The following is a 24,064-nucleotide window of genomic DNA, read 5'->3' as shown; positions in this document are numbered from 1 at the left end:
AGGCGCCGGCCGACGGTGGCTGGTGGCGTCCAGCGCTCCCGCCGCCGCGCCAGCTCCTCGTCGCCGACCAGCAGGTCGAGCCTGCGGTTCGGGATGTCCGTCCTGGAGGGTGGCCGCCTCGGCGGTGACCGCGGCGTGCTCGTCGTGGGCGCGCAGCAGCAGCCGCAGCGCCGCCGGGTCGCCGGCCGCGGCCAGCTCGCCGCGGACCTTCTCCTCGCGCTCCTCGGCCGCCGTCACCGCGTCGCCGGCCGCCGTGGCGGCGTCGCGGGCGGTGGCCACGGCCGCGGCCCAGGCGGCGACGCCGCGCGGTGCGCGTACGCGGTCGAGCAGCGCGATCTCGTCGTCCAGCGCCGCCAGCCCGGCCCCCGCCTCTGCCGCCACGCGCCGCGCGTCCTCGAGCGCCGGCATCCCGGCCGTGACCGCGGACGCCAGCGCCACCATCGCGTCGACCCGTGCCACCGCGGCGGCCAGGGCCTCGTCGGAGGTGTCGTCGAGACCGGCGAGGAGCTGGTCGACGGCCCGCAGGTCGGCGTCGGCCTGCTGCGCCCGCGCGGTCGCGCGCTTCTGGATGTCCTCGTAGACGTGCAGGCCGAGCAGGTTGACCAGGATCTGCTGCCGGGTCGCGGGCTTGGCGTGCAGGAAGTCGGCGAACTGGCCCTGCGGGAGGATCACACAGCTCGTGAACTGTTCGTACGGCAGCCCGACCGCCTGCAGCACCGCCTCGTCCATCTCGGCCGGGGTGCCGGCCAGCACGTCACCGAGGTCCTCGGGCGTCATGCCGGTGTCGAGTTTGGACACCTCGAAGTTGTCGGGCATCTGCTGCAGGCCGGCGCCGCCGGTCTTCACGTTGCCCCGGCCGTCGCGGCGCACCACCCGGGTGGCCACGTAGCGGGCGCCGGCGGACTCGAACACCAGCCGCACCCGCGCCTCGGTGGCCGACGGCGACAGCGCGTTCGCGATGCCCCGGCTGCTGCCCCACCGCGGCACCTGGCCGTAGAGCGCGAAGCAGATCGCGTCGAGCACGGTGGACTTGCCGGCCCCGGTGGGCCCGACCAGCGCGAAGAAGTCGGCGTCGGTGAAGTCGACGGTCGTCTCGTCCCGGAAGACGGTGAACCCCGCCATATCAAGCCGCAACGGCCTCATGCGGAGGCCTCCTCGTAGAGCTCGTCGAACAGATCCTGGACACCCTCGTCAGCCACACCGCGACTGGAGAGATAGGCGGCGAACAGCTCACGTGGTGAGCGTCCGGCGCGTTCCTCGGCCCGCGGCCCAGGGGCGGTGGCCACCATGTCCGGGTCGATCCGCACCTCCAGCGCCCGCGGCAGCAGCTCCTGGACCTCTTCGCGCAACCCGGCCCGGGGCAGCTCACGCACGTACACCCGCAGCCAGGCCTCCCCGGTCTGCAAGGTCGCGAGCTGCTCCAGGGAACCTCGCACGGTGCGCAACGAGACGGCCGCGGTCACCGGCACCTCGCGCACCTTCGCCGCCGTCTGTGCGGTCACCTCGACGATCGAGACGGCCGGCACGTTCTCGCCCTCGCCGAAGTCGATGGCCAGCGGGCTGCCGCTGTAGCGGACCGGGCACGGCCCGAGCACCGTCTGCGCCCGGTGCAGGTGGCCGAGCGCCACGTAGTGGGCGCTGGTCGGGAACACGTTGGCCGGCACGGCGTAGCCCAGCACCGTCTGCGCCTCGCGCTCGCCGCCGCCCTGGCTGGCACCCACCACGGTCACGTGCGCCGTGACCAGGTTGACCACGCCGGGCTCGGAGAACGACTCGGTGAGCTTGCCGATCAGCCGCGACAGGTGGTCGGCGTACGTCTGGGTCGCCTCGGCCGCGGTCAGGTCGTACATCTCGACCGCCCGGACCGCGTACCGCTGGGACAGGAACGGGAGGGCGACCAACCGCCACCGCTCGCCGCCTGCGGTGGTCCCGGAGATCACGTGCTCCGCGGGGTTCTCCCGCACGCTGCCGCGCAGCGTGATGCCGGCGGCGTCGGCCCAGGGCCGGAGCGCGTCGAGCGCCGCGCCGTTGTCGTGGTTGCCGCCGATCGCCACCACGTCGGCGCCGGTGCGCCGCAGGGCCGACAGCGCGCGGGTGACCAGCCTGGTCGACTCCGGCGAGGGCGCCGCCGTGTCGTAGAGGTCGCCGGCGACGATCACCAGGTCCGGCTGCTCGGCGCGGGCGATCTCGACCACCTGGGCGAGCACCGCGACGTGCTCCTCGGCCCGCGACTGTCCCTTGAGGACCTTGCCGACGTGCCAGTCCGAGGTGTGCAGAACGCGCACGACGAAACCTCCTCCGAACTAGAACGGGATGTCGTCGTCGGAGATCGCCCCCGACCGGGAGCCGACCACCGCGAACGGGTCGGCCGACTGGGTGACGGACCGCAGCGAGCCGGCCGGCGCCGCGCCCGCCTCGGAGTGCCGGGTCGCCCACGACGGGAACGGGAACTCCAGGCACAACGGCACCGGGATGTCGGGCTGGTTGACGAACATCGTGCCGGGCTTGGCCAGCAGCACCCGCTGCCGTTGCGCGGGCGGCAGGAAGCCGTATTCCGGGCGGGACGCCTCGGCCGGGTCGAGCCGGCCGACGACGCGGACGGCCGAGTTGGTGACGATCCGGCGCTCGACCTCGCTGGCGGTCTGCTGCGCGCCGACCAGGATCACGCCGAGCGAGCGGCCCCGTTCGGCGATGTCGAGCAGCACCTCCTTGATCGGCGACGAGCCCTCGCGCGGCGCGTATTTGTTCAACTCGTCGAGGACCACGAAGAGCAGCGGCTTGGCGGTGCCCTTCTTCTCCTTGCGCTCGAACTCCTTCTTGAGCGTCACGCCGACCACGAACCGCTGGGCGCGGTCGGGCAGGTTGTGCAGGTCGACGACGGTGACCTGGGCGCTCTCGTCGGTGTTGATCTGGTGCGGCCGGCGGGTGGCGAGGTCGCCGCGGATGAGCCGGCCGAGGTCGCGCTTGCTGGCGATCAGGCGCCGGGCGAACGCGTTGATCGTGCCGAGCCCGACCGCGCTGCCCGTCCACGTGTAGCGGGTCTCGTCGTCGGAGAGCTGCGCGACCACGAAGTCGACGAGGTCGGCGTAGGAGCCGAGCCGCGTGCCGTCGATCGCGATGCCGCCGTCGGCCGGCACCGCGTGCCGGGCCAGGTGGGCGGTGACCGCGTGGACGACCATCGTGTACTGCTGGCGCTCGTCGTCGGCGTCCGCGAACACGTAGGGCAGCAGCCGGTCGGCGCAGAACTCCTCGAGCGTCCAGTAGAAGCTGTCGACACCCGCGAGCCGGCTGCTCACGTCGGGCGTGCCGGACGCGTCGCCCAGCCGCGGCGGCGCGTAAACCCGCACGTCGGCGAACGGCTTCGCGGGCAGCCCAAGGGCCGCGTACGCCGCGGTGGTGCGGTCGTCGAGCTTGACGTTGGGGTGGTCGAGGAAGAGCAGGTCCTCACCCTTGACGTTGAAGATCAGCGCCTTGGCGTTGACCCCGTCGCCGCCCAGCGCGCCCGAGTTGAACACCGAGTAGAGCAGGAACGTGGCGAAGCTCGTCTTGGTGGCGACGCCGGAGATGCCGGAGATCGACACGTGCGCGCCGCGGGTGCCGTCGAGGAAGTCGGCGTTGAGGTAGACCGGCACGCCGTCACGACCCGTGCCCATCGGGATCTGGCGTTCCATCCGGTCGAAGTGCAGCGCCGCGGCCCGCAGGTCGCCGGTGGCCCGGTGCACCAGCGCGCCCGGCGCGGGCGGCACGTAGAGCTCCGGGTCGACCCGGGTGACGGTGATCTCGGCCGCCTCCTGCACCTGGGCGGGCAGCGTGCCGTCGGCGATCGAGAAGACGTCGGAGTCGAAGACGGCGCCCTCGTGCCGGGCCCGGACCTGGGTCACCACGCCGGCGATGCGCACCGGCGGCCGCCCGTCGGGCAGCTCCCGGGTGGTCACCACCACGTCGTCGAGCTGCAGGTAGCTGCCCGGCGCGACGGCCGTCCAGAACTGCAGCGGAGTGGCGTCGGAGGTGCCGAGCACCCGGCCGACCGCACTCTGCTCACCCATCGCTCCCACCGCTGCCACGACTCGCATCTTGCAACATCAGTACGACCAGCTCCCAGCCGACGCGCGGGGCGGTGCCGGATGAGATGAAAGAGAGTTTCATCCTTTGGGGGCCGTTATGTGAGGCGGCGCACCAGCGTCGACGCCCGCGCCACATCGAACGCCGCCGGGTCGAAGCCACCGCCGACCCAGCCCCTGAGCTGCACGTGCTGGGGATGCACCGGGTCGGAGAGGGCACCCAGCAGCTCGGCGTAGCCGAACGCCCCACCCACGTCCTCCGGCGGGCAGGCCCGCTCGCCGGCGACGCAGCGCGGGTAGCGCTCGTCCGGCTCGGCCACGAACACGTCCTCGACCAGCAGGTCGTGCTCCCACCAGTCGCCGAAGTCGTAGGTGTAGAGCAGCCGGGTCCCCTTGTGCGCGACGGCGTCGAGGCGCACGTCCAGCTCGTCGCGGACGGCCAGCTCGCCGTCGGGGTCGGGCTCGCCGTACTGCACGCCGTCGACCTCGAAGGAGTGCAGGTGGTAGTCCTGCCAGCCCATCGCGTGCTGGACCACCCGGTGCACCCGGTCGAGCGTGTAACCGCCCGGCACCTCCACCCGGCGCCAGACCTCGGGCAGCACGTCGGCCAGCGTCACCTTGACCTGGAAGATCTGCCGGGGCATGAGCTGGTACCTCGATAGGGTGGCCGGATGAGCTGCGACTGTCAGCACCGTACCCCCGGAGCGGCCTCCCGAAGCAACGGTGCGCGCCTGTGAGCACGGCACCGACCATCCGTGCCCTGTGGAGCGTCGACGCAACTGCGGCGCCGGGCGAGGAACTGGACGACGAGCAGCTCACGCAGTGGTACGCCCGGGCCGAACGGCCGACTGTCCGGGTCAATTTCGTGACCAGCGTCGACGGCGCGGTCGAGGTCGAGGGCTACTCGGCCGGCCTGTCCGGCCCGGCGGACAAGCGCGTGTTCGGCATCCTCCGCAAGGTCTGCGACGGCCTGCTGGTCGGTGCCGGCACGCTGCGCCACGAGGGCTACGGGGCGGTGACGCTCGACGAGTCGCGCCGGGCCTGGCGGCGGGCGCACGGCCTGCCGGACGCGCCGACGCTGGCCATCGTCAGCGCCAGCCTCGCCGTCGACCCGGCGTCGCCGGTCTTCACCCAGGCGCCGGCCCGGCCGGTGGTGCTGACCACGACCGCCGCGACGGCGCCGCCGGGCCTCGCCGATGTGGCCGACGTGGTACGCATCGGCGAGCGCGAACTCGACATCACCGCGGCCCTGGCCGCGCTGCGCGAGCGGGGGTTGGACCAGATCCTCTGCGAGGGCGGCCCGCACCTGTTCGGCACCCTGACCGCCGCGGACCTGGTCGACGAGCTGTGCCTGACCGTCTCGCCGCTGCTGACCGGCCCGGCGGCGGGACGGATCACCGCGGGCCCGCACCGGGAGGGCGGCCCGGCACCGATGCGGCTGCACCACACGCTGCTCGGCGCCGACGACCTGCTGATGCTCCGCTACACCCGCCGCTGACGGCGCCGGACGATCCAGAGCGCCAGGAGCAGGAAGGGCGCCGTGGCCAGCAGGTAGGCCCAGGCCGGTGCGGCCCAGATCGACGGGCTGGGTGCCGGCCCACCGTAAGCGCCGGCCCTGACCAGGTCGCCCGCGACCGCGAGGCCGGAAACGCCGGCGGGGGTCTCGACGAGCGTCCTGAACGGTCCCTGCGGGCCTAGCGCGACCAGCGTCGTGCGCGCCTCGCCGGCCGGGTCCGGACGGTAGGTGAACACCAGATCGCGGCCGTCCTGCCAGCCGATCGACCGGACCGGCTCGCCGGACGGCATCAGCATCGCCTCGCCCAGCAGCAGGCCGGACGCCGCGTCCGCCTGCTCGACCCGCCAGCTCCGGGCCAGGTAGCCGGCCTGGTCGCAGGTGCTCGTGCAGCCGGTGAACGAGAACACGACGAGCCGGCGGCCGTCGGGTGTCCAGGCGGCCGGGCCCGACAGCCCCTGCGTCAGCGGCACGTCCAACGACCAGAGCGGTGCGCCGGTGCGGGCGTCCATGACGGACCAGCGCCGCCCGGTGTCGCCGCGACCGACCGGACCCTCGACGGCGATCCGGGTGCCGTCCGGCGACCACGCCGCGGTGCTGTACGAGTTCAGCCGCCCGACCGCGACGAACCGGCGCTCACCCGTACGCAGGTCGATCGCGACCAGGTCGTCCGGCTTGTCGGGGTCGTTGTCGGGTATCGCGTCGTCGCCGTAGCTGATCACGCCGTCGTCGTTGGCGACACCGACCAGCAGCTCCCGGCCGTCGGGTGAGAGGGCGAGCGGCTGGCCCGCGCCCGGCAGCTGCCGTTCGTCGCCGGTGGTCAGGTCGAGCATCCGCAGCCCGGGTCGCACGTAGTAGCGCCCGTCCGCCGTGAGCAGCCCCTCTCCCTCGCCGATGTCCTGGTAGATCAGCCGGTAGCTGCCGGATACGCCCACGGCCACCCCGGTGCTCTCGAAGTAGCGCGTCCGGTCGGTGAAATAGACCAGCGCCGCCGGTCCGCCCGCGCCGGCCGGCCACTGCCCGACCGCCGCCTGCCAGAAGTGCGGCAGCTCCACCCGGGACGGCACCCCACCACGCCCGTCGGCCGGCACCAGCGCCGCCCGGCGGTGTGCCGCGAGCCCCGGCAGTGCCACGACCAGCATCAGCACGACGACCGCGGCGACGGCGTAGCCGACGCGCCGCCGTTGCCGGAGCCGCCGACCGGCCGTCCACAGGTCGGCGGGAAGCCGCGCCGGCGGCATCTCGTCGGCGAGGTCATCGAGCAGCCGCTCGCTCATCGCGCCCCCCGGAGGTCTTCGAGCTCGGGCGCGGTGGCCCGCAGCCGGGCCAGCGCGTCGCGGGTGTTGCTCTTCACCGTGCCGACCGAGCAGCCGAGCACCTCGGCGGTCTGCACCTCGGTCAGATCCTCGAAGTAACGCAGCACCAGCACGGCCCGCTGCCGCGGGGTCAGCCGGCGCAGCGCCTGCCGCACCGTCAGCTCGGTGTCTTTGTCGGACACCGCCTTGTCGGACACCCGGTCGGTCACCGCGGTGTCCGGCGGCTCGGCATGCGGCCGGTCCACCAGCCGGCGCCGCCGCCACCAGGAGACGTGCTGGTGGTAGAGCACCCGGCGGACGTACGGATCCGGATCGCCAGCGGCGGAGATCTTCTCCCACCGGCTGGCGACCTGGATCAGCGCCTGCTGCACCAGATCTTCCGCGAGATGCCGGTCCCCCGTCAGCAGGTAGGCGGCGCGGGACAGGCCCGCCAGCCGCGCCGCGACGTAGTCGCGGAACGAGTCCTCAGCCGCCATATCTGGATACACGCTCCCCGCGCCCCGCTCGGAGGGGTAGGTGAGCAGATTAGGTTGGACGGCATGGGTCGACAGCGCGGACAGCAGCGGCGGGTGGTCGCCCAGATCGGGTCGGGGGTCGCGGAGCTGCTGCCCGACCACGACCGGCCGAACGCCTGGACGCTGCTGGTCGACGGCGCGCCGCAGTCGCACGTGGACCTCGACGACCCGACCTACCTCGAGTTCGAGTACGTCCGCCGGATCGCCGCCTCCCTCGACCTGACCGCGCCGCCCCGGATGCCGCTGCGCGTGCTGCACCTCGGCGGCGGCGGGCTCACGCTGGCCCGCTACATCGCCGCCAGCCGGCCGGGCAGCCGGCAGCGGGTCGTGGAGGCCGACGCCAAGCTCGTCGACTTCGTCCGCGAGTGGCTGCCGTGGCGGCCCGACCCCAAGCTGAAGGTCCGGATCGGCGACGCGCGCACCGAGCTGCGCAAGGCGCACGAGGACGAGTTCGACGTGGTGATCGTCGACGTGTTCTCCGGCGCGCGTACGCCGGCCAGCGTGCGCTCGGTCGAGTTCGTCCACGAGGCCGCCCGGGTGCTGCACCCGGACGGGCGCTACCTGGTCAACATGACCGACGGGCCCCCGTTCGGGCTGGCCAAGGCCCAGGTCGCCACCGTCGCGGAGGTGTTCGCCGAGGTCGCGCTCGTGGCCGACGCGTCCGTGCTGCGCGGCCGGCGGTTCGGCAACCTCGTGCTGACCGCCGCCAACACCCCGCTGCCAACCGCGGAGATCGGCCGCCGGGTGGCCGGCGACTGGTTCCCCGGCCGGCTGCTGACCGGCGACGACCTGAGCCGGTTCGCCGGCGGTGAGACGGTCGTCACCGACGCCGACGCCACGCCGTCCGCTCCCCCGCCGGTCGGCATGTTCGGCCCCCGGCCCGAGGTCGCGGAATGACACACCTGTGCGAGAGTTGACGCCGTGCAGCGGGTGATGCGTGTCCCGGAGGGCTACCACCTCGGCGGCTCGGTCGGCCCGATCCCGATGAGCCGCTGGGACCCGTGCGCCCGGTTCACCGGCGACACGTTCTGGTGGGCCACGCACACCCCGGAGGGTCCGGCCACGCTGGCGCTCCGCAGCCAGGGCCAGGAGCTGACCGCCACCGGGTACGGCGAGGGCCGGGGCTGGGTCGTCGACCAGGCCGACGCGGTCGCCGGGCTGCGCGACGACCTCACCGGTTTCGCCGAGCTGGCCACCGCCCACCCCGTGGTGCGCGAGGTGGCCCGGGTGCACCGCGGCCGGCGGATCCCGACGACCGGGATCGTCTTCCCCCGGCTCATGCGGGCGATCTTCGAGCAGAAGGTCACCGGCAAGGAGGCCTACAAGGGCTACGCGGGGACCGTGCGGAAGTTCGGCACCCCCGCGCCCGGCCCGCTCGACGGGCTCACGCTGCCGCCGCTGCCGGAGGTGATCGCGGCCCAGCCCTACTGGGTGTTCCACCCGTTCGGCGTCGAGCAGAAGCGGGCCGACACGCTGCGCCGGGCCGCCGTCGCGGCCGCCGCGATCGAGCGCTGCGCGACCGCCGCCGAGGCGACCACCCGGATGCGCTCGATCACCGGCATCGGCGTCTGGACCGCCGCCGAGGTCGTCCGGATCGCGTACGGCGACGCGGACGCCGTCAGCGTCGGCGACTTCCACATCCCGAACATGGTGGCCTGGAACCTCGCCGGCGAGGCGCGCGGCACCGACGCCCGGATGCTCGAGTTGCTCGAGCCGTTCCGCGGCCACCGCGGCCGGGTCTGCATGCTGCTGGAGGCCAGCGGCCTGATGGCACCGAAGTTCGGCCCGCGGATGCCGATCCGCTCGTTCGCGAGGTTCTAGCGCACCAGCCGGCGCAGCGCGCGGGCGCACCAGGCCGCGTAGGTCCGCTGGAACAGCGGCCCGACCGGGCCGGCGGCGCGCATGAGCCGCCCGGCCGGCACGCTGAACGCCGTCACCTCGAACCAGGTCGTCCCGTCGGCGCCCTGGCTGACCACGAACGCCTCCTCGCCGCGGGCGGGATGGCCCGGCAGCGTGCCGTAGCCCCAACCGGCCCGCCCCGGCTCGTCGACCACCCAGACCACCCGGCACGGCGCCGGCAGCGGCCCGATGTGCATGGTCACGTCCACGCCGGCGGCCGCCCGCGGCGCCGCCGTGTCCACCCTGATCCGCGCCGCGCGGTGCATCCGCCAGGTCAGCACCGCCTCCGCCGCGGCCGCGAAGACGTCGTGCCCCACGGCCGTGCGGTAGCGCAGGTGCCGGTAGCCCGGCGGCAGCTGCCCGGTCTCGGTCGCGCCGACCTCGGCGTAGGTCAGGGAACCCATCTCGTCTCCGTCCGTCGCCAGGCGAGCAGCGCGCACAACGCGAAGCCGACCGCGTTGAGCAGCCCGTGCGTCGCCACCATCCACGAGATCGACAGGTGCGGCACCGGGAAGACGTGCCCGGCCGCCCAGTCGAGCGCCAGCAGCATCGTGACCACCAGCATGCCGGACGAGATCACGAACAGCACGCGAGCCCAGCCCGGCGCGCGGACCCGGGCCACGGTCAGCCCGCCGACGAGCCACATGCCGACGGTCAGCACCGCGGCGCCGGCCAGCTCGACGGGATCGCCGATGAAGTAGCCGACCAGCACGGTCCCGGTGCCGGCCGGCACGCACCAGGCGGCCGCGCGGCCGAGCGCCGAGTCGCCGGTGGCCCGGCAGACCAGGGCGGCGACCACGGCCGCGACCAGGCCCGCGTAGTGCAGGTGCGGCACCGTCAGCGCGAGCGTCTCCAGCGGGAAGCCGAGCAGCCGGTGCCCGGCCCGCTCGGCGACCAGCGCGGCCGCGGCGACCACGGGCGCCGCGAACCCGGTCGCCACCGCGACGTCGGCGGCCGCGAACCGGCGCAGCCGGCGGACGGCGACCACCGCCAGCGCCACGGACAGGACGAGATAGGGCGCGGCGAGCACGGCGGCGCCGGCTCCGCGCGGCAGCCACAGCGCCACGGCCGCCGGCAGGGCGACCCAGGGCCACACCCGCCGCACCGCCGCCGGCGCACCGACCAGGCCGAGCGCCAACGGCACGAGCAGCAGCATGGCAAGTGCGTCGACGAGGTTCAGGAGCGCGGTCACGAGATCATTTGAACACGTTCAAGTCCCACGTGTCGAGACGCGTCGAGCGCGCCGCCTGTGCTCCGCACCACGGGCCGGTGTGCTGACCCGCATGGAGATCCGACGGGCCGCGCCCGACGACGCCGGCGAGGTGCTCACCCTGCAGCGCGCGGCGTTCCTCACCGAGGCGCAGCGGTACGACGACCCCCACCTGCCGATGCTCACCGAGACCCTCGCCGAGATCGCGGCCGTGATCGCCGGTCCCACCACCGTGCTGGTCGGGCGGACGCCGCGCGGGCGGCTGGTCGCCGTCGGCCGTGGCCGGCTCGACGAGGACGGCACCTGCCACATCGGCCGGCTCGGGGTCGCGCCCGACCTGCGCGGGCAGGGACTCGGCTGGCGGATGCTGCGGGCGGTCGAGGCCGAGCACCCCTCGGCGCGCCGGTACGAGCTGTTCACCGGCGCGGCCAGCCACGACAACATCCGGCTCTACGAGCGCAACGGCTACACCGTCTTCGACCGGCGGCCGCTCGGCCGCGGGCCAGGGCTGGTCCACCTGGCGAAACCCGCGGTGCGCTAGCGTCGGATCATGCCGGAGCCGGTCGATCCCCGCGCGCGGCGCCTGTTCGACACCGGGCACACCTCGCCCGGCGACCTGGCCGCCAGCCCGTTCCGTGCCGACCGCGACCGGATCGTCACCTCGCCCTTCTTCGCCCGGCTGGGCGGGGTCACCCAGGTGATCAGCCCCGGCGGCAGCGGCCTGCTCGTGCACAACCGGCTCACCCACAGCCTCAAGGTCGCCCAGGTGGCCCGGGCGATCGCCGAACGGCTCACCGCCGACCCCGACAACCTCGTGCTGCTCGACAAGCTCGGCGGCTGCGACCCCGACGTGGTCGAGGCGGCCGCGCTCGCGCACGACCTCGGCCACCCGCCGTTCGGTCACCTCGGCGAGGCCGTGCTGGACCGGCTGGCCCGCGAGCGGCTCGGGCTGCCCGACGGGTTCGAGGGCAACGCGCAGTCGTACCGCATCGTCACCAGCACCGAGATCCGCGGCGCCGCCACCATCGGGCTCAACCTGACCGCCGCGGTCCGCGCGGCGATCGTCAAGTACCCGTGGACCCGGCTGGGCTACCCGGACCCGCACCCGCGCCGGATGAGCCCGGCGCCGCGCGGCGCGTCCGCACCGAGCTGGGACCCGTCCAGCGGTTCGGCCAAGTTCGGCGCCTACACCACCGAGGTCGAGGACCTGCGCCAGGCCCGGGCCCCGTTCGTGGGCCGGATCCCGGCCTGGCAGCAGACCGTCGAGGCGTCCATCATGGACACCGCGGACGACATCGCGTACGCGATCCACGACGTCGAGGACTTCCACCGCGTCGGCGTGCTGCAGCAGGGCACCGTCGCGGCCGAGCTGCTCGGCTGGCAGCGCGAGGCCAAGCGGCTCGGCGGCCTGTCCGACGCGGCGCTCGACGCCGGCAGCCGCCAGGCCGGCGCGGCGATCGAGAAGCTGCGCCGCCGCCTGCACCGCCGGGACCGCTGGATCTCCGACGACGAGGCGTTCGCGGACGCGGTCGAGCAGGTCCGGCACGACCTGGTCGACGGGCTGCTGGCCGACCAGTTCGACGGCTCGGTGGCCGCGGAGCAGTACGTGGCCCGGTTCTCCGGCCGGTGGACCCGGCGGCTGGTCGACGCGATCCGGCTGACCGACAACCCGTCGATCCGCTCCGGCTACGTGTTGCTGGACCGGCCGCAGTGGCACGAGGTCCAGGTGCTCAAGCTGATCCACCACCGGTTCGTGCTGGACCGCCCCGACCTGGCACTGCACCAGCGCGGCCAGGCCCGACTGCTGGGCACCCTGGTCGAGGCGCTGCTGGCCTGGATCGTCGACCCGGCCGAGGAGGCCCGGTTGCCGCAACGCCTGCACGACCTGGTCGAGCTGGCCGAGGCGGAGCTGCCGGCCGCCACCCCGGACCGGGCGGCCCGCGCCCGCGGCCGGGCGATCGTCGACTTCGTCGCCGCGCTCACCGACCAGCAGGCAGTCGCCCTGCTCGATGCCCTCTCGGGCCGGTCGGGCCAACTCTGGACCGACGCGTTCGTGCTGTAGGCCGCTAGAGTGCCCGAATGGATCTGACCGACACCAACACGAACGTCACGATCCTGTGCGGGGTCGCCATGGTGGTCGGCGTTTTCGGCGTCCTGATCCCGTTCCTGCCCGGCCTGCTGCTCTGCTGGGCGTCCGCGGTGGCGTGGGCGTTCCTGGCCGGCGAGGGCGCCACCCGGTGGGGCCTGCTCGCACTGGTCACGTTGATCGCCGGCGTCGGCATCGTGGTCAAGTACGCCTGGCCCGGCCGCAACCTCAAGCGCAGCGGCGTACCCAACCGGACCCTGCTCCTCGGCGGTGTCCTGGCGATCGTCGGCTTCTTCCTGATTCCGGTGGTCGGCCTGGTGATCGGCTTCGTGGCCGGCATCTGGCTCGCCGAGATCGCCCGGCTCGGCGACAGCAAGCTCGCGTGGCCCTCGACCAAGCACGCGATCAAGGCGGCCGGCCTCGCGATGCTGGTCGAGCTGGCTTCGGCCCTGTTCATCGCGATCACCTGGACGGCGGCGGTCCTGGTGAGCTGATCGCGGCTCCGGGACCCGCTTCGATACGCGAATCTGGAAGACTCTGTGAGATGGACCTGCCGATCAACCCGCCGGTCGAGCCGATGCTCGCCAAGAGCGTGCCGCAGATCCCCGAGGCCGAGGGCATGAGCTACGAGCCCAAGTGGGACGGCTTCCGGTGCATCGTGTTCCGCGACGGCGACGAGGTCGAGCTGGCCAGCCGCGGCGGCAAGACGCTCACCCGCTACTTCCCCGAGGTGGTCGAGCAGGCCAAGGCGCAGCTCCCGGAGCGGTGCGCGATCGACGGCGAGATCGTGGTGATCCACCGCGCGGAGGGGCAGCAGCCCAAGCTCGAGTGGGACTGGCTGACCCAGCGCATCCACCCGGCCGCGTCCCGGGTCAAGCTGCTGGCGACCGAGTCGCCGGCCGACTTCGTGGCCTTCGACCTGCTCGCGCTCGGCGACGAGGCGCTGGTCGACCAGCCCTACGCGACCCGCCGGGCCAGGCTGGAGAAGGCGCTGGCCGGCGTGCGGCCGCCGGTGCACATCACGCCCACCACGCACGACATCGAGACCGCACGGCGCTGGTTCGAGATCTTCGAGGGCGCCGGGCTCGACGGGTTGATCGCCAAACCGGCCGACATCGCGTACGAGCCGAACAAGCGGCTGATGTTCAAGATCAAGCACGCGCGGACGGCCGACGCGGTGGTCGCCGGCTTCCGCTGGCACAAGTCCGGCCCCGTGGTCGGCTCGCTGCTGCTCGGCCTCTTCGACGAGCACGGCGTGCTGCACCACGTCGGCGTCTCGTCGTCGTTCAGCATGGCCCGCCGCGCCGAGCTGCTCGAGGAGCTGGCCGACTACCGCGAGCCCGCCGAGCACCCGTGGATCGACGCCGACAGCGACGCGCAGCAGGTCGGCCCGACCAGCGCGACCGGCCAGCGCCGCCCCGGCGGGGTCAGCCGCTGGACCGGCGGCAAGAACCTCGCCTGGGAGCCGCTGCGCCCCGACCTCGTGGTCGAGGTCGGCTACGACGCGATGGAGGGCGACCGCTTCCGGCACACCGCCCAGTTCGTCCGCTGGCGGCCCGACCGCGACCCGCGCTCGTGCGGCTACGACCAGTTGGAGCGCCCTGTCCGGTTCGACGTCGACCAGGTCTTGGGCGGCGACCCCGCCGCCGGCACGGGAGTCGCGTAGTGCGCTTACGTTTCCGCCTCATCGCCCTCGGCCTGCTGGCCGGCCTGCTCGTGCTGGCCGGCTGCACGGTGCCGGTGGTCGCGCCGAACTCCGGCAACAACGTCCCACCCGCCGGCCGGCCCGCGCCGGCCGCCTCCGGCCAGGCCGACTGGCGGCCCTGCCCCGACGTGCCCGGCAAGCTGGTCGGCCGCGGCGCGAGCGGGATGAGCTACGACTGCGCGACCATCAAGGTGCCGCAGGACTGGGCCGACAAGGGCAACGGCGACACCTTCGACATCGCGCTGATCCGGGTGCGGTCCGACAAGCAGCACGACCGGATCGGCTCGCTGCTGGTCAACCCGGGTGGCCCGGGCGCCTCCGGCGTCGACCTGGCCGTCTACCTCTCCTTCGGCTCGGCCTTCCAGGGCATCCCGGAGGAGGTGACCGACCGCTTCGACATCGTCGGCTTCGACCCGCGCGGCGTCGACCGGTCCAGCCCGGTCGAGTGCATCAGCGACGAACAGCTCGACGAGAGCTTCGGCTACGTGCCCGACCCGGTGACCCAGCCGGAGTTCGACGGCCTGGTCGACCTCAACAAGAGCATCGGCCAGGAGTGCGGCGCCAAGTACGGCGACAAGCTCAAGCTGTTCTCGACCGTGCAGACGGCCCGCGACATGGACGCGATCCGCTCGGCCGTGGGCGACGACAAGATGACCTACCTCGGCTACTCCTACGGCACGCTGCTCGGCGCCACCTACGCCCAGCTCTACCCGCAGAACGTCCGGGCGCTGGTGCTCGACGGCGCGGTCGACCCGCGGCAGAACTTCGTCGCCGGCTCCGAGAGCCAGGCGAAGGGCTTCGCGCTGGCGTTCGACAACTTCTCGAAGTGGTGCACGGCGACACCCGACAAGTGCCCGATCGCCCCCGACGCGAAGGCGGCGGTCAACACGGCGATCGAGAAGGCCGAGGTCTCCCCGGTCACCGGCAAGGGTGGGCGCAAGGCGACCTCCGGCTGGGTGTTCTACGCGGTGATCTCGTCGCTCTACACCCAGTCGGGCTGGCAGGCGCTGGCCGGCGCGATCAAGTCGCTCGAGGGCGGCAACCCGGACCAGGTCTTCCAGCTCGCCGATTCCTACGCCGAGCGCGACCCGAACGGCACCTACTCCAACCTGTTCGACGCCAACATCGCCGTCAACTGCGCCGACCAGAAAACCGTGCCCAACGCCGACCAGGTCCGCACCTACCAGGGCCAGTGGCGCTCGTCGATCCCGCTGTTCGGCGCGCCGCTCGCGGTGGGCATGCTGCCGTGCTCGGAGTGGCCCGGCGGGCACGACCCCTACCCGACGGGTCCGGCCACCGGGTCCGCGCCGATCCTGGTGGTCGGCACGACCGGCGACCCGGCGACCCCGTACGCCCAGGCGCCGGCCCTGGCCGACATGCTCGGCGTCGGGCGGCTGCTGACCTGGGAGGGCGAGGGGCACACGGCCTACCCGCAGACCGGGTGCATCACCGCGGCGGTCGACGCGTACATCCTCAATCAGACGCTTCCGCCAGAGGGGAAGCGCTGCCCGGCGCAGTAGCCTCCTTCGCGGCCATCTCCTCCAGCAGCCGGCGTACGACCCGCAGGTTGTTCTTGAGCTCCTCCTGCTCCTCGTGCCGGAACGCGTCGGTGTCGACGATCAGCTTGCTGGCGAAGTGCGCGGTGATCAGCGGGATCACCAGCAGCACCATCGTGGAGATGAGCACCACCGCGATGGCGCGCGCCTGCCAGGTGTCCGGCGAGATGTCGCCGTACCCGACCGTCGACGCGGTGACCACGGCCCACCAGAGCGAGTCACCGACCCCGACCTTCTCGAAGATGCTGTAGAGCGACGCCGCGATGACGATCATCAAGGCGTACGACAGCATCAGCGTCCGCGGCGAGTTGGCGAAGTAGACCAACCCGCGGTAGATCGCCTTGAACGGCAGCAGCAAGGCCTTCATGGCGCATCATCATGCACCCGCGTGTCGATGTGCGAGGCTGCTCGGCGTGACCGACGTGATCTTCAGGTCCGCTTTGCGGGCCGATGTACCGGCGATTGTCGGGCTTCTGGCAGATGACCCGCTCGGCTCCGGCCGCGAGACGGTGTCCGAGGAGGTGGACGCCGCCTACTGGCGGGCCTTCGAGGCGCTGGACGCCGACCCCCGGATCTCCGTGGTCGTGGCCGAACTCGACGGCGAGATCGTCGGCACGATGCACCTCATCGTCTTCCCGACGCTCAGCCGCCGCGGCGCGTGGCGCATGGAGATCGAGGCGGTGCGGGTGGCGGCCGGCCACCGCGGCGCGGGCCTGGGCCGCCGGATGATCTCCTGGGCGATCGACCAGGCCCGGGCCGCTGATTGCGCGCTGGTCCAGCTCACGACCGACAAGCGCCGCCCCGAGGCGAAGCGGTTCTACGAGTCGCTCGGCTTCGCGGCGACCCACGAGGGCATGAAGCTGGCGCTCTAGCCCTCGGTCGTCCAGTTGGCCGGGTTCTTCTTGCTCGGCTGCACCCGGGGCGGCTCGCCCGGCATCTTCGGGTGGTCGGGCGGGTAAGGCATGTCGCCGCCGCGGCCCTCGCGCTCGTCGGCCGCCGACCACTCCAGCAGCGGGGTGATGTCGAACGCCGTGTCGTTGATGCCGGCGTGCGGGTCCCCGATCTGGGCGAACCGTTTCGGCAGCGTACGCAGGTCGAAGTCGTCGGGCTCCACGTCGGGCAGCTCGGCCCAGGTCACCGGCGTCGACGCGGTGGCCCGGGCGTTGGCCCGCAGCGAGTAGGCGCAGGCGATCGTCCGGTCGCGGGCCATCTGGTTGAAGTCGACGAACACGCGCTCGCCCCGCTCCTCCTTCCACCAGCTCGTGGTGACCAGGTCGGGCCGGCGCCGCTCCAGCGCCCGGGCGAGCGCGATCGTGGCCCGGCGCACCTCGACGAACGTCCACCGCGGCTGGATCCGCAGGTAGACGTGCACGCCGCGACCACCGGAGGTCTTGGGCCAGCCGGTCGCGCCGATCTCCTCGAGAACCGCCCGCAGCTCGCCGGCGGCCTCGGCGGCGTCGCCGAAGTCGGTGCCGGGCTGCGGGTCGAGGTCGATCCGCAGCTCGTCGGGATGGTCGGGGTCGGCGTCCCGCACGGGCCAGGCGTGGAAGACCACGGAGTTCATCTGGGCCGCCCAGGCGACGTGGGCGAGGTCGATCGGGCACAGCTCGGTCGCCGTGCGCCCACTCGGGAACGTGATCTCGGCGCCGTTGAGCCAGTCGGGCGTGCCGCGGGCGGGCAGCCGCTTCTGGTAGAACGCCTCACCGTCGATCCCGTCGGGAAAGCGCTGCAGTGTGGTCGGCCGGTGATCGAGCGCGCGCATGATGCCGTCACCGACGGCCAGGTAGTAGTCGAACACGTCCTGCTTGGTGTAGCCGGCCCGCGGAAACATCACGCGATCCGGGCTGCTGAGCCGCACGGCGTGCCCGGCGACCTCGACCTCGACAGCGGCGGCCTTCTTCGACGGCATGCCGTCGACACTATGCCCCCGACCACCTCCCCGACGGCCCCCTATCGGGGAAGCTTTGCTCTGCATCCATATACGCACCGCAGGTCAGCGGGGGTGGTGCGTATCTGGATGCAGAGCAAAGCCTCAGGACGGGCCGGGGTGATGCGTATCTGGATGCAGAGCAAAGCCTCAGGACGGGCGGGGGCGGCGGCGGTGGCGGCCGACGTAGCGGCCGCGGACGCCGGCGAGTTGCATCGCGGCGCCGCCGGCGGTGAGCAGGCCGCCGAAGCCCGCGATCGAGCCGACCGGCAGGCCGGTCCGAGGCAGTTCGGGCTCGGCGACCGGCGGCGCGACCGGCGGTTCCTCGACCGGCCGGGGCAGCGGCACCGGCGGCGGCTCCTCCTGGTCCGTGGGCGGCGGCGGTTCCTCGTCCGCCGGCGGCTCCTCGTCGTCGTCGCCGCAGGAGGCCGCGGCGTTGCCCAGCACGGCGATGCTGTTACCGCAAAGGTTCACGTCGACCTGCACCGGCACGACCACCTGGTTGCCGTTGAGGATGCCGGCGTTGTGGCCCGTGGCGATGTGCGAGACGCCGCTGCCGAACTTCGCCGCCGCCGGCAGGTCCGACGGGCCCTTCGACGCGCCCTCGTCGTCGCCCCCGTCCGCGTCGTCGTCCGCGGGTGCCTCGCCCACCGCGGCCAGGGCCCGGTCGGTGGCGTCGCGCACCTCGTCCGTGACGAGTTGCGCCCGGTCCGTGGCAGCGGCCGCCGCCGTCGCGCCCGGGTCGCCGGTCTCGCCGAGGCCCGCGCCGTCGCCGAGCGGGGCGGCGGCGGCCGCCTGGCCGGAGAGGGCGAGTGCGCCGGCCACAACCGCGAGGCCGGCGGCCGGCAGGGCAGCGTTGGCCAGCCGTCGTTTGATGGTCATCGTCGTCCTGTTCCTGTCGTCCGGGAGATTCGTACCGAAAGGAGCATTTGTGGGAGCTTAGAGCGTAATGTCCGAAAACGCCGAAGCGGTCGGACGCAGATCACCCAGCCAGGGTCAGCCGTACCGGTGGGTCTCCCAGTGCAACCGGATACGGAACTGCTTCCGCTCGAAGTCGGGGTCGCGCCCCAGCCCGTGTCCGTCGTAGGGCGCGCGGAGCCGGACGATCGAGCCGTCGACCAGCGGCAGCGCGACCACCGTCCGCCGGCCGCGGCGTTCCATCCGCACCTCGACCACGCGGTGCCACGGCGCCGAGGCGCCGAGCGCCCCCGGCACCGCCCAGGCGCCGACGGCGTCCAGGTCCGCGCCGACGCGGCGGCCGACCAGCATCCCGAGCAGGCCGCCCACGGGCACCGGCAGGGCCAGCGCCCACCAGCTCTGCGGGGGGACCGACCGCTGCGGCTCGACACCGAAGAGCCAGTGCGCGAGCACCGGCGCCAGCAGCGCGGACAGGCCGGTCAGCGCGAGCGCGCCCGCGACCAGCAGCCCCACCCACATGCCTCGGCCCAGCGCCTGCCGCCAGGTCGGCCGGAAGCACAGCGGGTCGCCCGGTAGGGGCTCCCACGCCTGACCACTGGCCAACCTGGCCGGTGTACGCATGCCCTCCTCAACGACGAGGTCACACCGAGGTAATCGGCCCTCAGGCGAAGGGGGTCGTACGGTTGACGCATGGCACCCGAGAAGTCCTCCCCCGTGACCGAAATCCCCACCGAAGAGCTGCCCAGGTCCGAGGCCGAATGGCGGGTCCGGCTCAACCCCGAGGAGTTCCGGGTGCTCCGCGAGGCCGGCACCGAGCGGCCGTTCACCGGCGAGTACGTCGACACCAAGACCCCGGGCACCTACGTCTGCCGGGCCTGCGGAGCCGCACTGTTCGCCAGCGGCACGAAGTTCGACTCGCACTGCGGCTGGCCGTCGTTCGACGAGGCCATCCCGGGCGCGATCCGCTACATCGAGGACCGGTCGCTCGGCATGGTCCGCGTCGAGGTGCGTTGTGCGCACTGCGACTCGCACCTCGGCCACCGCTTCGACGGCGAGGGATTCACGGCCAGGAACGCCCGCTACTGCATCAACTCGGTGAGCATGCGGCTCATCCCCGCCGAGTGACCGCGGCGCCGATCGTCACCTGCTGATGGTCGAGGACGTGGTCGCCGTCCTCGACCGCCCAGATCGAGTTCTGCAGGCTGCGGCCGACCGTCCAGACGGCCGCGCGAGCCGGGTCGAGGCCCATCACCTCGACCATCACGTCGAACCGGCGCAGGATCGTGCGCTCGGCATCGGCGGCGTCCCACCGGTTCCACAGCGCCGGGTGCAGCTCGAAACCCGGATCGCCGGCCAGTGGCTTCGGGTCGATGGCCAGCCACGGCTCGCGGTCCGCGGCGAGCACGTTCTCGTAGTGCAGGTCCCAGTGCAGCAGCCGGTCGCCGGCCTCGCCGGCCACCTCGGCCAGCATGTCGGCCCACCGCTGGAGCAGCCGGCCCTCGGCCGGGTCGGCGAGGCTCGCCGCGATCGCCGGCGCGTCCTCGATCATTTTCCGGGCACGGTCCGCCAGCGGCGGGATCTCCGGCGGCGCGGTGTGCGCGTTGAGCCGGTTCAGGAGCGCGGCGATGACCCGCACCGCGGCTTCGTCGTCTCGCACGGAGTGCAGGTCGCGTTCGGGGTCGAGACGCTCGATCAGCAGCGTCCAGGTCTCCGGGTCCTCGCGGAGCAGGTGCGCGGCGCCGTCGCCGGCCCAGGTGCGCAGGGCGAGGCCCTCGCCCGGGTGTTCCCAGTCGGTGTCCTGGAGCTTGAGCATCGCGGGAGTGCCGTCCTCGGTGATCACCGGAAGGACGAGGCCGGCCACCCCGCTGCGGGTCGGGCCGTCGCGGCGCAACCGCCAGCGGTCGAGGTACTCCGCCGCCGTGCGGGCCACCCCGTCCACCCAGGCCCGGCCCGCTGCGCCGCGGAACCGGACCTGGGCGGCTACGAGAGCCGGGGGTACGACGATCTCTTCGGCGGTCATCTCCGTGAGGTTAGTGGCGGGATGACCGGTCTTTCACCTGCTTTAGCGCTGACCGAGGACGATCCGGCCGCCGTGCCCGTCGATCCGGTCCGCCTGCTCGTCGTCGAGCCAGACGCCACCGGTGGCGAGGTAGCGGAAGGTGTACTCGCCCGGGTCGAGGGTGAGCGTCACCGTGCGGGTGCCGTCCCGCCGCGGCTGCAGCTCGTGCCGACCGGGCTCCCAGTCGTTGAAGCAGCCGACGACGCTGACCTGCCCGACCGGGGTGTCCTTGGGCAGGCAGAACGTCACACGGGTCTTGCTGCCGAACAGCTTGCTTCTCTTGATCATGTCGGCTCCTCCCGGTAAGGACACAACCTCTTGGAGCTTCCCTGTCGGACCCGTAACAGGCGGGTTCGACACACCGGGCGTTACCCGACGTTTCCAACAGGCAAATCGGGCGTTCCGGTTGCAGGGCGGCATAGTTCCGGGTAACGCTGCGGGTAACCGATTGGGGGCGGGCACCATGGCGGTGTGTGAGACCTGCGGCAACGACTACTGGCTGTCGTTCGAGGTGACCACGATCAGCGGCGACCGGCACGTCTTCGACTCGTTCGAATGCGCGATCCAGCGCCTCGCGCCGATCTGCGAGCACTGCGGCGTGAAGATCGTCGGGCACGGCGTCGAGGTCGGCGGCCGGTTCTTCTGCTGCGCGCACTGCGCACGGGCGTCCGCGGGGGCGCAGGGCGCCGAGATCACCGACACCATCGGCGCTCACCCGGGCTGACCCTCCGTATGCTCGGGGCTCATGCGAGACGAGCTCCGAACGGCGTCCTTCGCCGACCTCGACACGATCACCCTCTACCGGCTGCTCGAGCTGCGGTGCGCCGTGTTCGTCGTCGAGCAGCAGGCGGCATACCTCGACATCGACGGCCGCGACCCCGAGCCGGCGACCGTGCACGTCTGGGTGGAGCGCGCCGGAGCGCCGGTGGCCTACCTGCGCGTCCTCACCGAGCCGGACGGCCTGATGCGGGTCGGCCGGGTGGTGGTCGCCAAGGAGGCCCGGGGCTCGGGCGTGGCGGGTCGGCTGATGGCCGCCGCGCTGGAGATCGTCGGGGAGCGCCCGTCGGTCCTCGACGCACAGGCGCACCTGGCCGACTTCTACGCCCGGTTCGGCTACTCGGTCAGCGGCGCGGGCTACGTCGAGGACGGAATCCCGCACCTGCCGATGGCGCGGGCGGCCTAGTGTTCGGATCATGACCACCCCGACGCTGTACGAGTGGGCCGGCGGCCGGCCCGCGATCGAGCGGATGATCAACGCGTTCTACGACCGGGTCGAGCGGGACGAGCTGCTCAGCCCGTTCTTCCCGGGCGGCGTGACCAGGGCGCACCGCGACCACGTGACCACCTGGTGGTCCGAGGTGTTCGGCGGGCCGGCCGACTACACGGACAAGCTCGGCGGCTACGAGAACATGCTGGCCCACCACCGGAACCTCGGCATCACGCCCGAGCACCGCTTCCGGTTCGCCTCGCTGATGAGCCTCGCCGCGGACGACGCGGAGCTGCCGGCCGACCCGGAGTTCCGGGCGGCGCTGGTCGGCTACCTCGAGTGGGGCACCCGGATCGCGATGTCCAACTCGCAGCCGGGCGCGACGCCGGTCGAGCACGCGCCCGTGCCGCACTGGGGCTGGGGCGTGGCCCCGCCGTACCAGCCCTAGGGCAGGGCCTCGACCAGCTCGGCGACGCTGCGACGGCGGCCCGTGTAGAACGGGACCTCCTCGCGCACGTGCCGCCGGGCCCGCGACGCCCGCAGCTCGCGCATCAGGTCGACGATCCGGTGCAGCTCGTCGGCCTCGAAGGCGAGGATCCACTCGTAGTCGCCGAGCGCGAACGACGCGACCGTGTTGGCCCGCACGTCCGGGAAGCCGCGCGCCTGCCGGCCGTGCTCGGCCAGCATGTCGCGGCGCTCCTCGTCGGGCAGCAGGTACCACTCGTAGGAGCGGACGAACGGGTAGACGCAGACGTACGCCCGCGCCTCCTCACCCGCCAGGAACGCCGGCAGGTGGCTCTTGTTGAACTCGGCCGGGCGGTGCAGCGCCATCTGCGACCAGACCGGTGCCAGGTGCCGGCCGAGACCGGTGCGACGGAACCGGGCGTACGCCTCCTGCAGCGCGTCGCTCGTCCCGGCGTGCCACCAGATCAGGACGTCGGCGTCGGCGCGCAGGCCGGACACGTCGTACGTGCCGCGGACCGTGACGTCCTTGCTCGCCAGGTCGGCGACGAGCGTGTCGACCTCGCCGGCCAGCCCGGCGCGGGAGTCCGGCAACGGCTCCGCGGCCCGGAACACCGACCACATGGTGTAGCGGATGGTGTCGTTGAGCTCCCGGATCCGGGCGGCGTTGGTCTGCTCGGTCATGCGAACCATCCTCTCTCAGGCGCTGTCGGTGCCGGCCCGCAGGGCGGCGAGCACGCTGTCGGCGGCGGCCTCGCCGGAGCGTACGCAGATCGGGATGCCCACGCCGTCGTAGCCGGCGCCGGCCAGGGCGACCGTCGGCGCGCCGGCGCGCAGGGCGGCCCGGGCGGCGGCGACCCGGTCGAGGTGCCCGGGCGCGTACTGCGGCAGCGCCCCGCCCCACCGCTGAACCTTGGTGTCCAAGGGCTTCGGCAGGCTGTGATTGACCAGGTTGGACAGTTCCCTGTGGACGATCGCGGCCAGCTCGGCGTCGTCGCGCTGCAGCACGTGCTCGTCGCCGTAGCGGCCGACCGAGGCCCGCACGAGCGCGACGCCGTCGGACCGGCGCTGGTGAGCCCACTTGGTCGAGAAGAAGGTGGCCGCCTTGACCGCGGTGCCGTTCTCGGCCGGCACCAGGAAGCCCGACAGCTCCGGCAGCTCGGGCCGGGGCAGCGCGAGCGTGACCAGCGCCACGCTGGCGTAGTCGAGCGCGCCCACGCCCGTCGCGGCGACCGTGTCGACCGCCGCGAGCAGCCGGGCGGCCGGGCGGGCCGGCACGGCGAGCACGACGGCGTCGACGTCCACGTACTCCGGGTCGCGGGTGGCCCCGACCGTGAGCCGCCAGCCCGCGGGCGTGCGGGCGATCTCGCGTACCGTGGCGCCGATCCGGATCTCGGCCTGGCTGGCGGCGGCGGCCGCGGCGACCAGCCGGCTCACCCCGCCGCGGACGGTGGCGAACACGGCGCCGCCCGGCACACGCGGGAACGCGGCCTGTGCCGCCTTCACGGCACCGGTCAGCGTGCCCTCGGTGCGGGCCTGGCGGGCCGACGAGCTCCATCTGGAAGAGCGCGTCGTCGACCGTCATCGGCTCGCCCGGGTGCTCCTTCACCCGCGCGATGTGCCACGGCTG

Annotated in this window: 28 protein-coding genes and 2 pseudogenes; 13 read left to right on the top strand and 17 right to left on the bottom strand. The window is 73.1% G+C overall.

What is annotated here, in order from left to right; translation table 11 throughout:
- The 4 genes from AB0H87_RS15975 to AB0H87_RS15960 all read right to left on the bottom strand — a co-directional run.
- Window positions 1–1,143, bottom strand: a 1,143-nt coding sequence (locus AB0H87_RS15975) for an SMC family ATPase (RefSeq protein ID WP_360145071.1), incomplete at its 3' end; no start/stop codon positions are given.
- Window positions 1,140–2,285 (bottom strand): exonuclease SbcCD subunit D, encoded by a 1,146-nt coding sequence (locus AB0H87_RS15970; RefSeq protein WP_360145068.1) that lies wholly within the window; start codon window positions 2,283–2,285, stop codon window positions 1,140–1,142. The genes AB0H87_RS15975 and AB0H87_RS15970, both read right to left, overlap by 4 nt.
- Before the next feature lie 18 nt (window positions 2,286–2,303).
- On the bottom strand, window positions 2,304–4,046 hold the full coding sequence (locus AB0H87_RS15965) for an ATP-binding protein (protein WP_360145065.1): 1,743 nt from the start codon (window positions 4,044–4,046) through the stop codon (window positions 2,304–2,306).
- Between the two features lie 113 nt (window positions 4,047–4,159).
- Window positions 4,160–4,705: a plasmid pRiA4b ORF-3 family protein gene (locus AB0H87_RS15960; RefSeq protein ID WP_360145062.1), complete on the bottom strand. Its 546-nt coding sequence runs from the start codon at window positions 4,703–4,705 to the stop codon at window positions 4,160–4,162.
- Window positions 4,706–4,860: 155 nt separating this feature from the next.
- Between AB0H87_RS15960 and AB0H87_RS15955 the strand changes: the two genes are divergently transcribed.
- A complete protein-coding gene (locus tag AB0H87_RS15955) occupies window positions 4,861–5,559 on the top strand; it encodes a pyrimidine reductase family protein (protein ID WP_360145077.1) in 699 nt (232 codons plus the stop codon).
- Here AB0H87_RS15955 and AB0H87_RS15950 read toward each other — a convergent pair.
- Entirely contained in the window at window positions 5,544–6,851 is a 1,308-nt protein-coding gene (locus tag AB0H87_RS15950) for a hypothetical protein (protein WP_360145059.1), read from the bottom strand. The genes AB0H87_RS15955 and AB0H87_RS15950 overlap by 16 nt on opposite strands.
- Complete coding sequence (locus AB0H87_RS15945) at window positions 6,848–7,366, bottom strand: SigE family RNA polymerase sigma factor (RefSeq protein ID WP_360145056.1); 519 nt, start codon at window positions 7,364–7,366, stop codon at window positions 6,848–6,850. The genes AB0H87_RS15950 and AB0H87_RS15945 overlap by 4 nt, the downstream gene beginning before the upstream one ends.
- Window positions 7,367–7,429: 63 nt before the next feature.
- On the opposite strand from AB0H87_RS15945, the gene AB0H87_RS15940 reads away from it, so the two are divergent.
- Window positions 7,430–8,302 carry a fused MFS/spermidine synthase gene (locus AB0H87_RS15940; protein WP_360145053.1) on the top strand — a complete coding sequence of 291 codons (873 nt, stop codon included), beginning with the start codon at window positions 7,430–7,432 and terminating at the stop codon, window positions 8,300–8,302.
- A gap of 36 nt (window positions 8,303–8,338) precedes the next feature.
- Window positions 8,339–9,226 carry a DNA-3-methyladenine glycosylase 2 family protein gene (locus AB0H87_RS15935; protein WP_360145074.1) on the top strand — a complete coding sequence of 296 codons (888 nt, stop codon included), beginning with the start codon at window positions 8,339–8,341 and terminating at the stop codon, window positions 9,224–9,226.
- On the opposite strand, the gene AB0H87_RS15930 is transcribed toward AB0H87_RS15935, so the two are convergent.
- Window positions 9,223–9,708, bottom strand: coding sequence for a DUF1990 domain-containing protein (locus AB0H87_RS15930; RefSeq protein ID WP_360145050.1), 486 nt, complete (start codon window positions 9,706–9,708; stop codon window positions 9,223–9,225). The two genes, AB0H87_RS15935 and AB0H87_RS15930, sit on opposite strands and share 4 nt — an antisense overlap.
- A complete protein-coding gene (locus AB0H87_RS15925; protein WP_360145047.1) occupies window positions 9,696–10,496 on the bottom strand; it encodes a YndJ family transporter in 801 nt (266 codons plus the stop codon). The genes AB0H87_RS15930 and AB0H87_RS15925 overlap by 13 nt, the downstream gene beginning before the upstream one ends.
- A gap of 91 nt (window positions 10,497–10,587) precedes the next feature.
- Here AB0H87_RS15925 and AB0H87_RS15920 point away from each other — a divergent pair, with 91 nt between their 5' ends.
- From AB0H87_RS15920 to AB0H87_RS15900, 5 genes are read left to right on the top strand one after another with little or no spacing between them, the layout of a single operon-like run.
- The gene (locus AB0H87_RS15920) at window positions 10,588–11,055 is read left to right on the top strand and encodes a GNAT family N-acetyltransferase (RefSeq protein WP_360145044.1); all 468 of its coding nucleotides are present in this window, start codon (window positions 10,588–10,590) and stop codon (window positions 11,053–11,055) included.
- 9 nt (window positions 11,056–11,064) lie between these two features.
- Entirely contained in the window at window positions 11,065–12,576 is a 1,512-nt protein-coding gene (dgt, locus tag AB0H87_RS15915) for a dGTP triphosphohydrolase (protein ID WP_360145041.1), read from the top strand.
- A 17-nt stretch (window positions 12,577–12,593) separates the two neighbouring features.
- A complete protein-coding gene (locus tag AB0H87_RS15910; RefSeq protein WP_360145038.1) occupies window positions 12,594–13,094 on the top strand; it encodes a DUF456 domain-containing protein in 501 nt (166 codons plus the stop codon).
- Window positions 13,095–13,144: 50 nt separating this feature from the next.
- Window positions 13,145–14,266 carry an ATP-dependent DNA ligase gene (locus AB0H87_RS15905; RefSeq protein WP_360145035.1) on the top strand — a complete coding sequence of 374 codons (1,122 nt, stop codon included), beginning with the start codon at window positions 13,145–13,147 and terminating at the stop codon, window positions 14,264–14,266.
- Window positions 14,266–15,825, top strand: a complete 1,560-nt coding sequence (locus tag AB0H87_RS15900; RefSeq protein WP_360145032.1) for an alpha/beta hydrolase — start codon at window positions 14,266–14,268, stop codon at window positions 15,823–15,825. Before AB0H87_RS15905 ends, AB0H87_RS15900 begins: the two co-directional genes overlap by 1 nt.
- Here the strand turns inward: AB0H87_RS15900 and AB0H87_RS15895 are convergent.
- Window positions 15,779–16,228, bottom strand: a complete 450-nt coding sequence (locus tag AB0H87_RS15895) for a potassium channel family protein (RefSeq protein ID WP_360145029.1) — start codon at window positions 16,226–16,228, stop codon at window positions 15,779–15,781. The genes AB0H87_RS15900 and AB0H87_RS15895 overlap by 47 nt on opposite strands.
- A 46-nt stretch (window positions 16,229–16,274) precedes the next feature.
- Between AB0H87_RS15895 and AB0H87_RS15890 the strand changes: the two genes are divergently transcribed.
- The gene (locus AB0H87_RS15890) at window positions 16,275–16,733 is read left to right on the top strand and encodes a GNAT family N-acetyltransferase (protein ID WP_360145026.1); all 459 of its coding nucleotides are present in this window, start codon (window positions 16,275–16,277) and stop codon (window positions 16,731–16,733) included.
- On the opposite strand, the gene ligD is transcribed toward AB0H87_RS15890, so the two are convergent.
- From ligD to AB0H87_RS15875, 3 genes are all read right to left on the bottom strand, one after another.
- Entirely contained in the window at window positions 16,730–17,770 is a 1,041-nt protein-coding gene (gene ligD, locus AB0H87_RS15885; protein WP_360145023.1) for a non-homologous end-joining DNA ligase, read from the bottom strand. The genes AB0H87_RS15890 and ligD overlap by 4 nt on opposite strands.
- 168 nt (window positions 17,771–17,938) lie before the next feature.
- Complete coding sequence (locus AB0H87_RS15880) at window positions 17,939–18,670, bottom strand: chaplin family protein (RefSeq protein WP_360145020.1); 732 nt, start codon at window positions 18,668–18,670, stop codon at window positions 17,939–17,941.
- A 114-nt stretch (window positions 18,671–18,784) separates the two neighbouring features.
- On the bottom strand, window positions 18,785–19,327 hold the full coding sequence (locus AB0H87_RS15875; protein ID WP_360145017.1) for a hypothetical protein: 543 nt from the start codon (window positions 19,325–19,327) through the stop codon (window positions 18,785–18,787).
- Between the two features lie 69 nt (window positions 19,328–19,396).
- On the opposite strand from AB0H87_RS15875, the gene msrB reads away from it, so the two are divergent.
- Complete coding sequence (gene msrB, locus AB0H87_RS15870; protein ID WP_360145014.1) at window positions 19,397–19,831, top strand: peptide-methionine (R)-S-oxide reductase MsrB; 435 nt, start codon at window positions 19,397–19,399, stop codon at window positions 19,829–19,831.
- On the opposite strand, the gene AB0H87_RS15865 is transcribed toward msrB, so the two are convergent.
- Both AB0H87_RS15865 and AB0H87_RS15860 read right to left on the bottom strand, forming a co-directional pair.
- Window positions 19,815–20,726, bottom strand: coding sequence for an aminoglycoside phosphotransferase family protein (locus tag AB0H87_RS15865; protein ID WP_360145011.1), 912 nt, complete (start codon window positions 20,724–20,726; stop codon window positions 19,815–19,817). The two genes, msrB and AB0H87_RS15865, sit on opposite strands and share 17 nt — an antisense overlap.
- A 42-nt stretch (window positions 20,727–20,768) precedes the next feature.
- The gene (locus tag AB0H87_RS15860; protein ID WP_360145008.1) at window positions 20,769–21,053 is read right to left on the bottom strand and encodes an isoamylase early set domain-containing protein; all 285 of its coding nucleotides are present in this window, start codon (window positions 21,051–21,053) and stop codon (window positions 20,769–20,771) included.
- Window positions 21,054–21,228: 175 nt separating this feature from the next.
- Between AB0H87_RS15860 and AB0H87_RS15855 the strand changes: the two genes are divergently transcribed.
- Genes AB0H87_RS15855 through AB0H87_RS15845 form a run of 3 tightly spaced genes read left to right on the top strand, consistent with a single transcriptional unit; the run spans window position 21,229 to window position 22,420 of the window.
- Window positions 21,229–21,489, top strand: a complete 261-nt coding sequence (locus AB0H87_RS15855) for a Prokaryotic metallothionein (RefSeq protein ID WP_360145005.1) — start codon at window positions 21,229–21,231, stop codon at window positions 21,487–21,489.
- Between the two features lie 21 nt (window positions 21,490–21,510).
- Complete coding sequence (locus tag AB0H87_RS15850) at window positions 21,511–21,948, top strand: GNAT family N-acetyltransferase (RefSeq protein WP_360145002.1); 438 nt, start codon at window positions 21,511–21,513, stop codon at window positions 21,946–21,948.
- A gap of 10 nt (window positions 21,949–21,958) precedes the next feature.
- Window positions 21,959–22,420 (top strand): group II truncated hemoglobin, encoded by a 462-nt coding sequence (locus AB0H87_RS15845; RefSeq protein ID WP_360144999.1) that lies wholly within the window; start codon window positions 21,959–21,961, stop codon window positions 22,418–22,420.
- Here the strand turns inward: AB0H87_RS15845 and hemQ are convergent.
- The 3 genes and pseudogenes from hemQ to AB0H87_RS15830 form a co-directional block, all read right to left on the bottom strand.
- Window positions 22,417–23,118 (bottom strand): hydrogen peroxide-dependent heme synthase, encoded by a 702-nt coding sequence (gene hemQ / locus AB0H87_RS15840; RefSeq protein ID WP_360144996.1) that lies wholly within the window; start codon window positions 23,116–23,118, stop codon window positions 22,417–22,419. The two genes, AB0H87_RS15845 and hemQ, sit on opposite strands and share 4 nt — an antisense overlap.
- A 15-nt stretch (window positions 23,119–23,133) precedes the next feature.
- Window positions 23,134–23,985: pseudogene (gene hemG, locus AB0H87_RS15835) on the bottom strand (protoporphyrinogen oxidase); the annotation flags it as partial.
- Window positions 23,978–24,064 (bottom strand): annotated as a pseudogene (locus AB0H87_RS15830) (sigma 54 modulation/S30EA ribosomal C-terminal domain-containing protein); the annotation flags it as partial. The pseudogenes hemG and AB0H87_RS15830, both read right to left, overlap by 8 nt.

The organism is Asanoa sp. NPDC050611 (assembly GCF_040654855.1).
In the GTDB taxonomy this organism is placed as follows: domain Bacteria; phylum Actinomycetota; class Actinomycetes; order Mycobacteriales; family Micromonosporaceae; genus Asanoa.
Note: the sequence above shows the minus strand (reverse complement) of the source record. Positions and strands in the feature narration are given on the sequence as shown.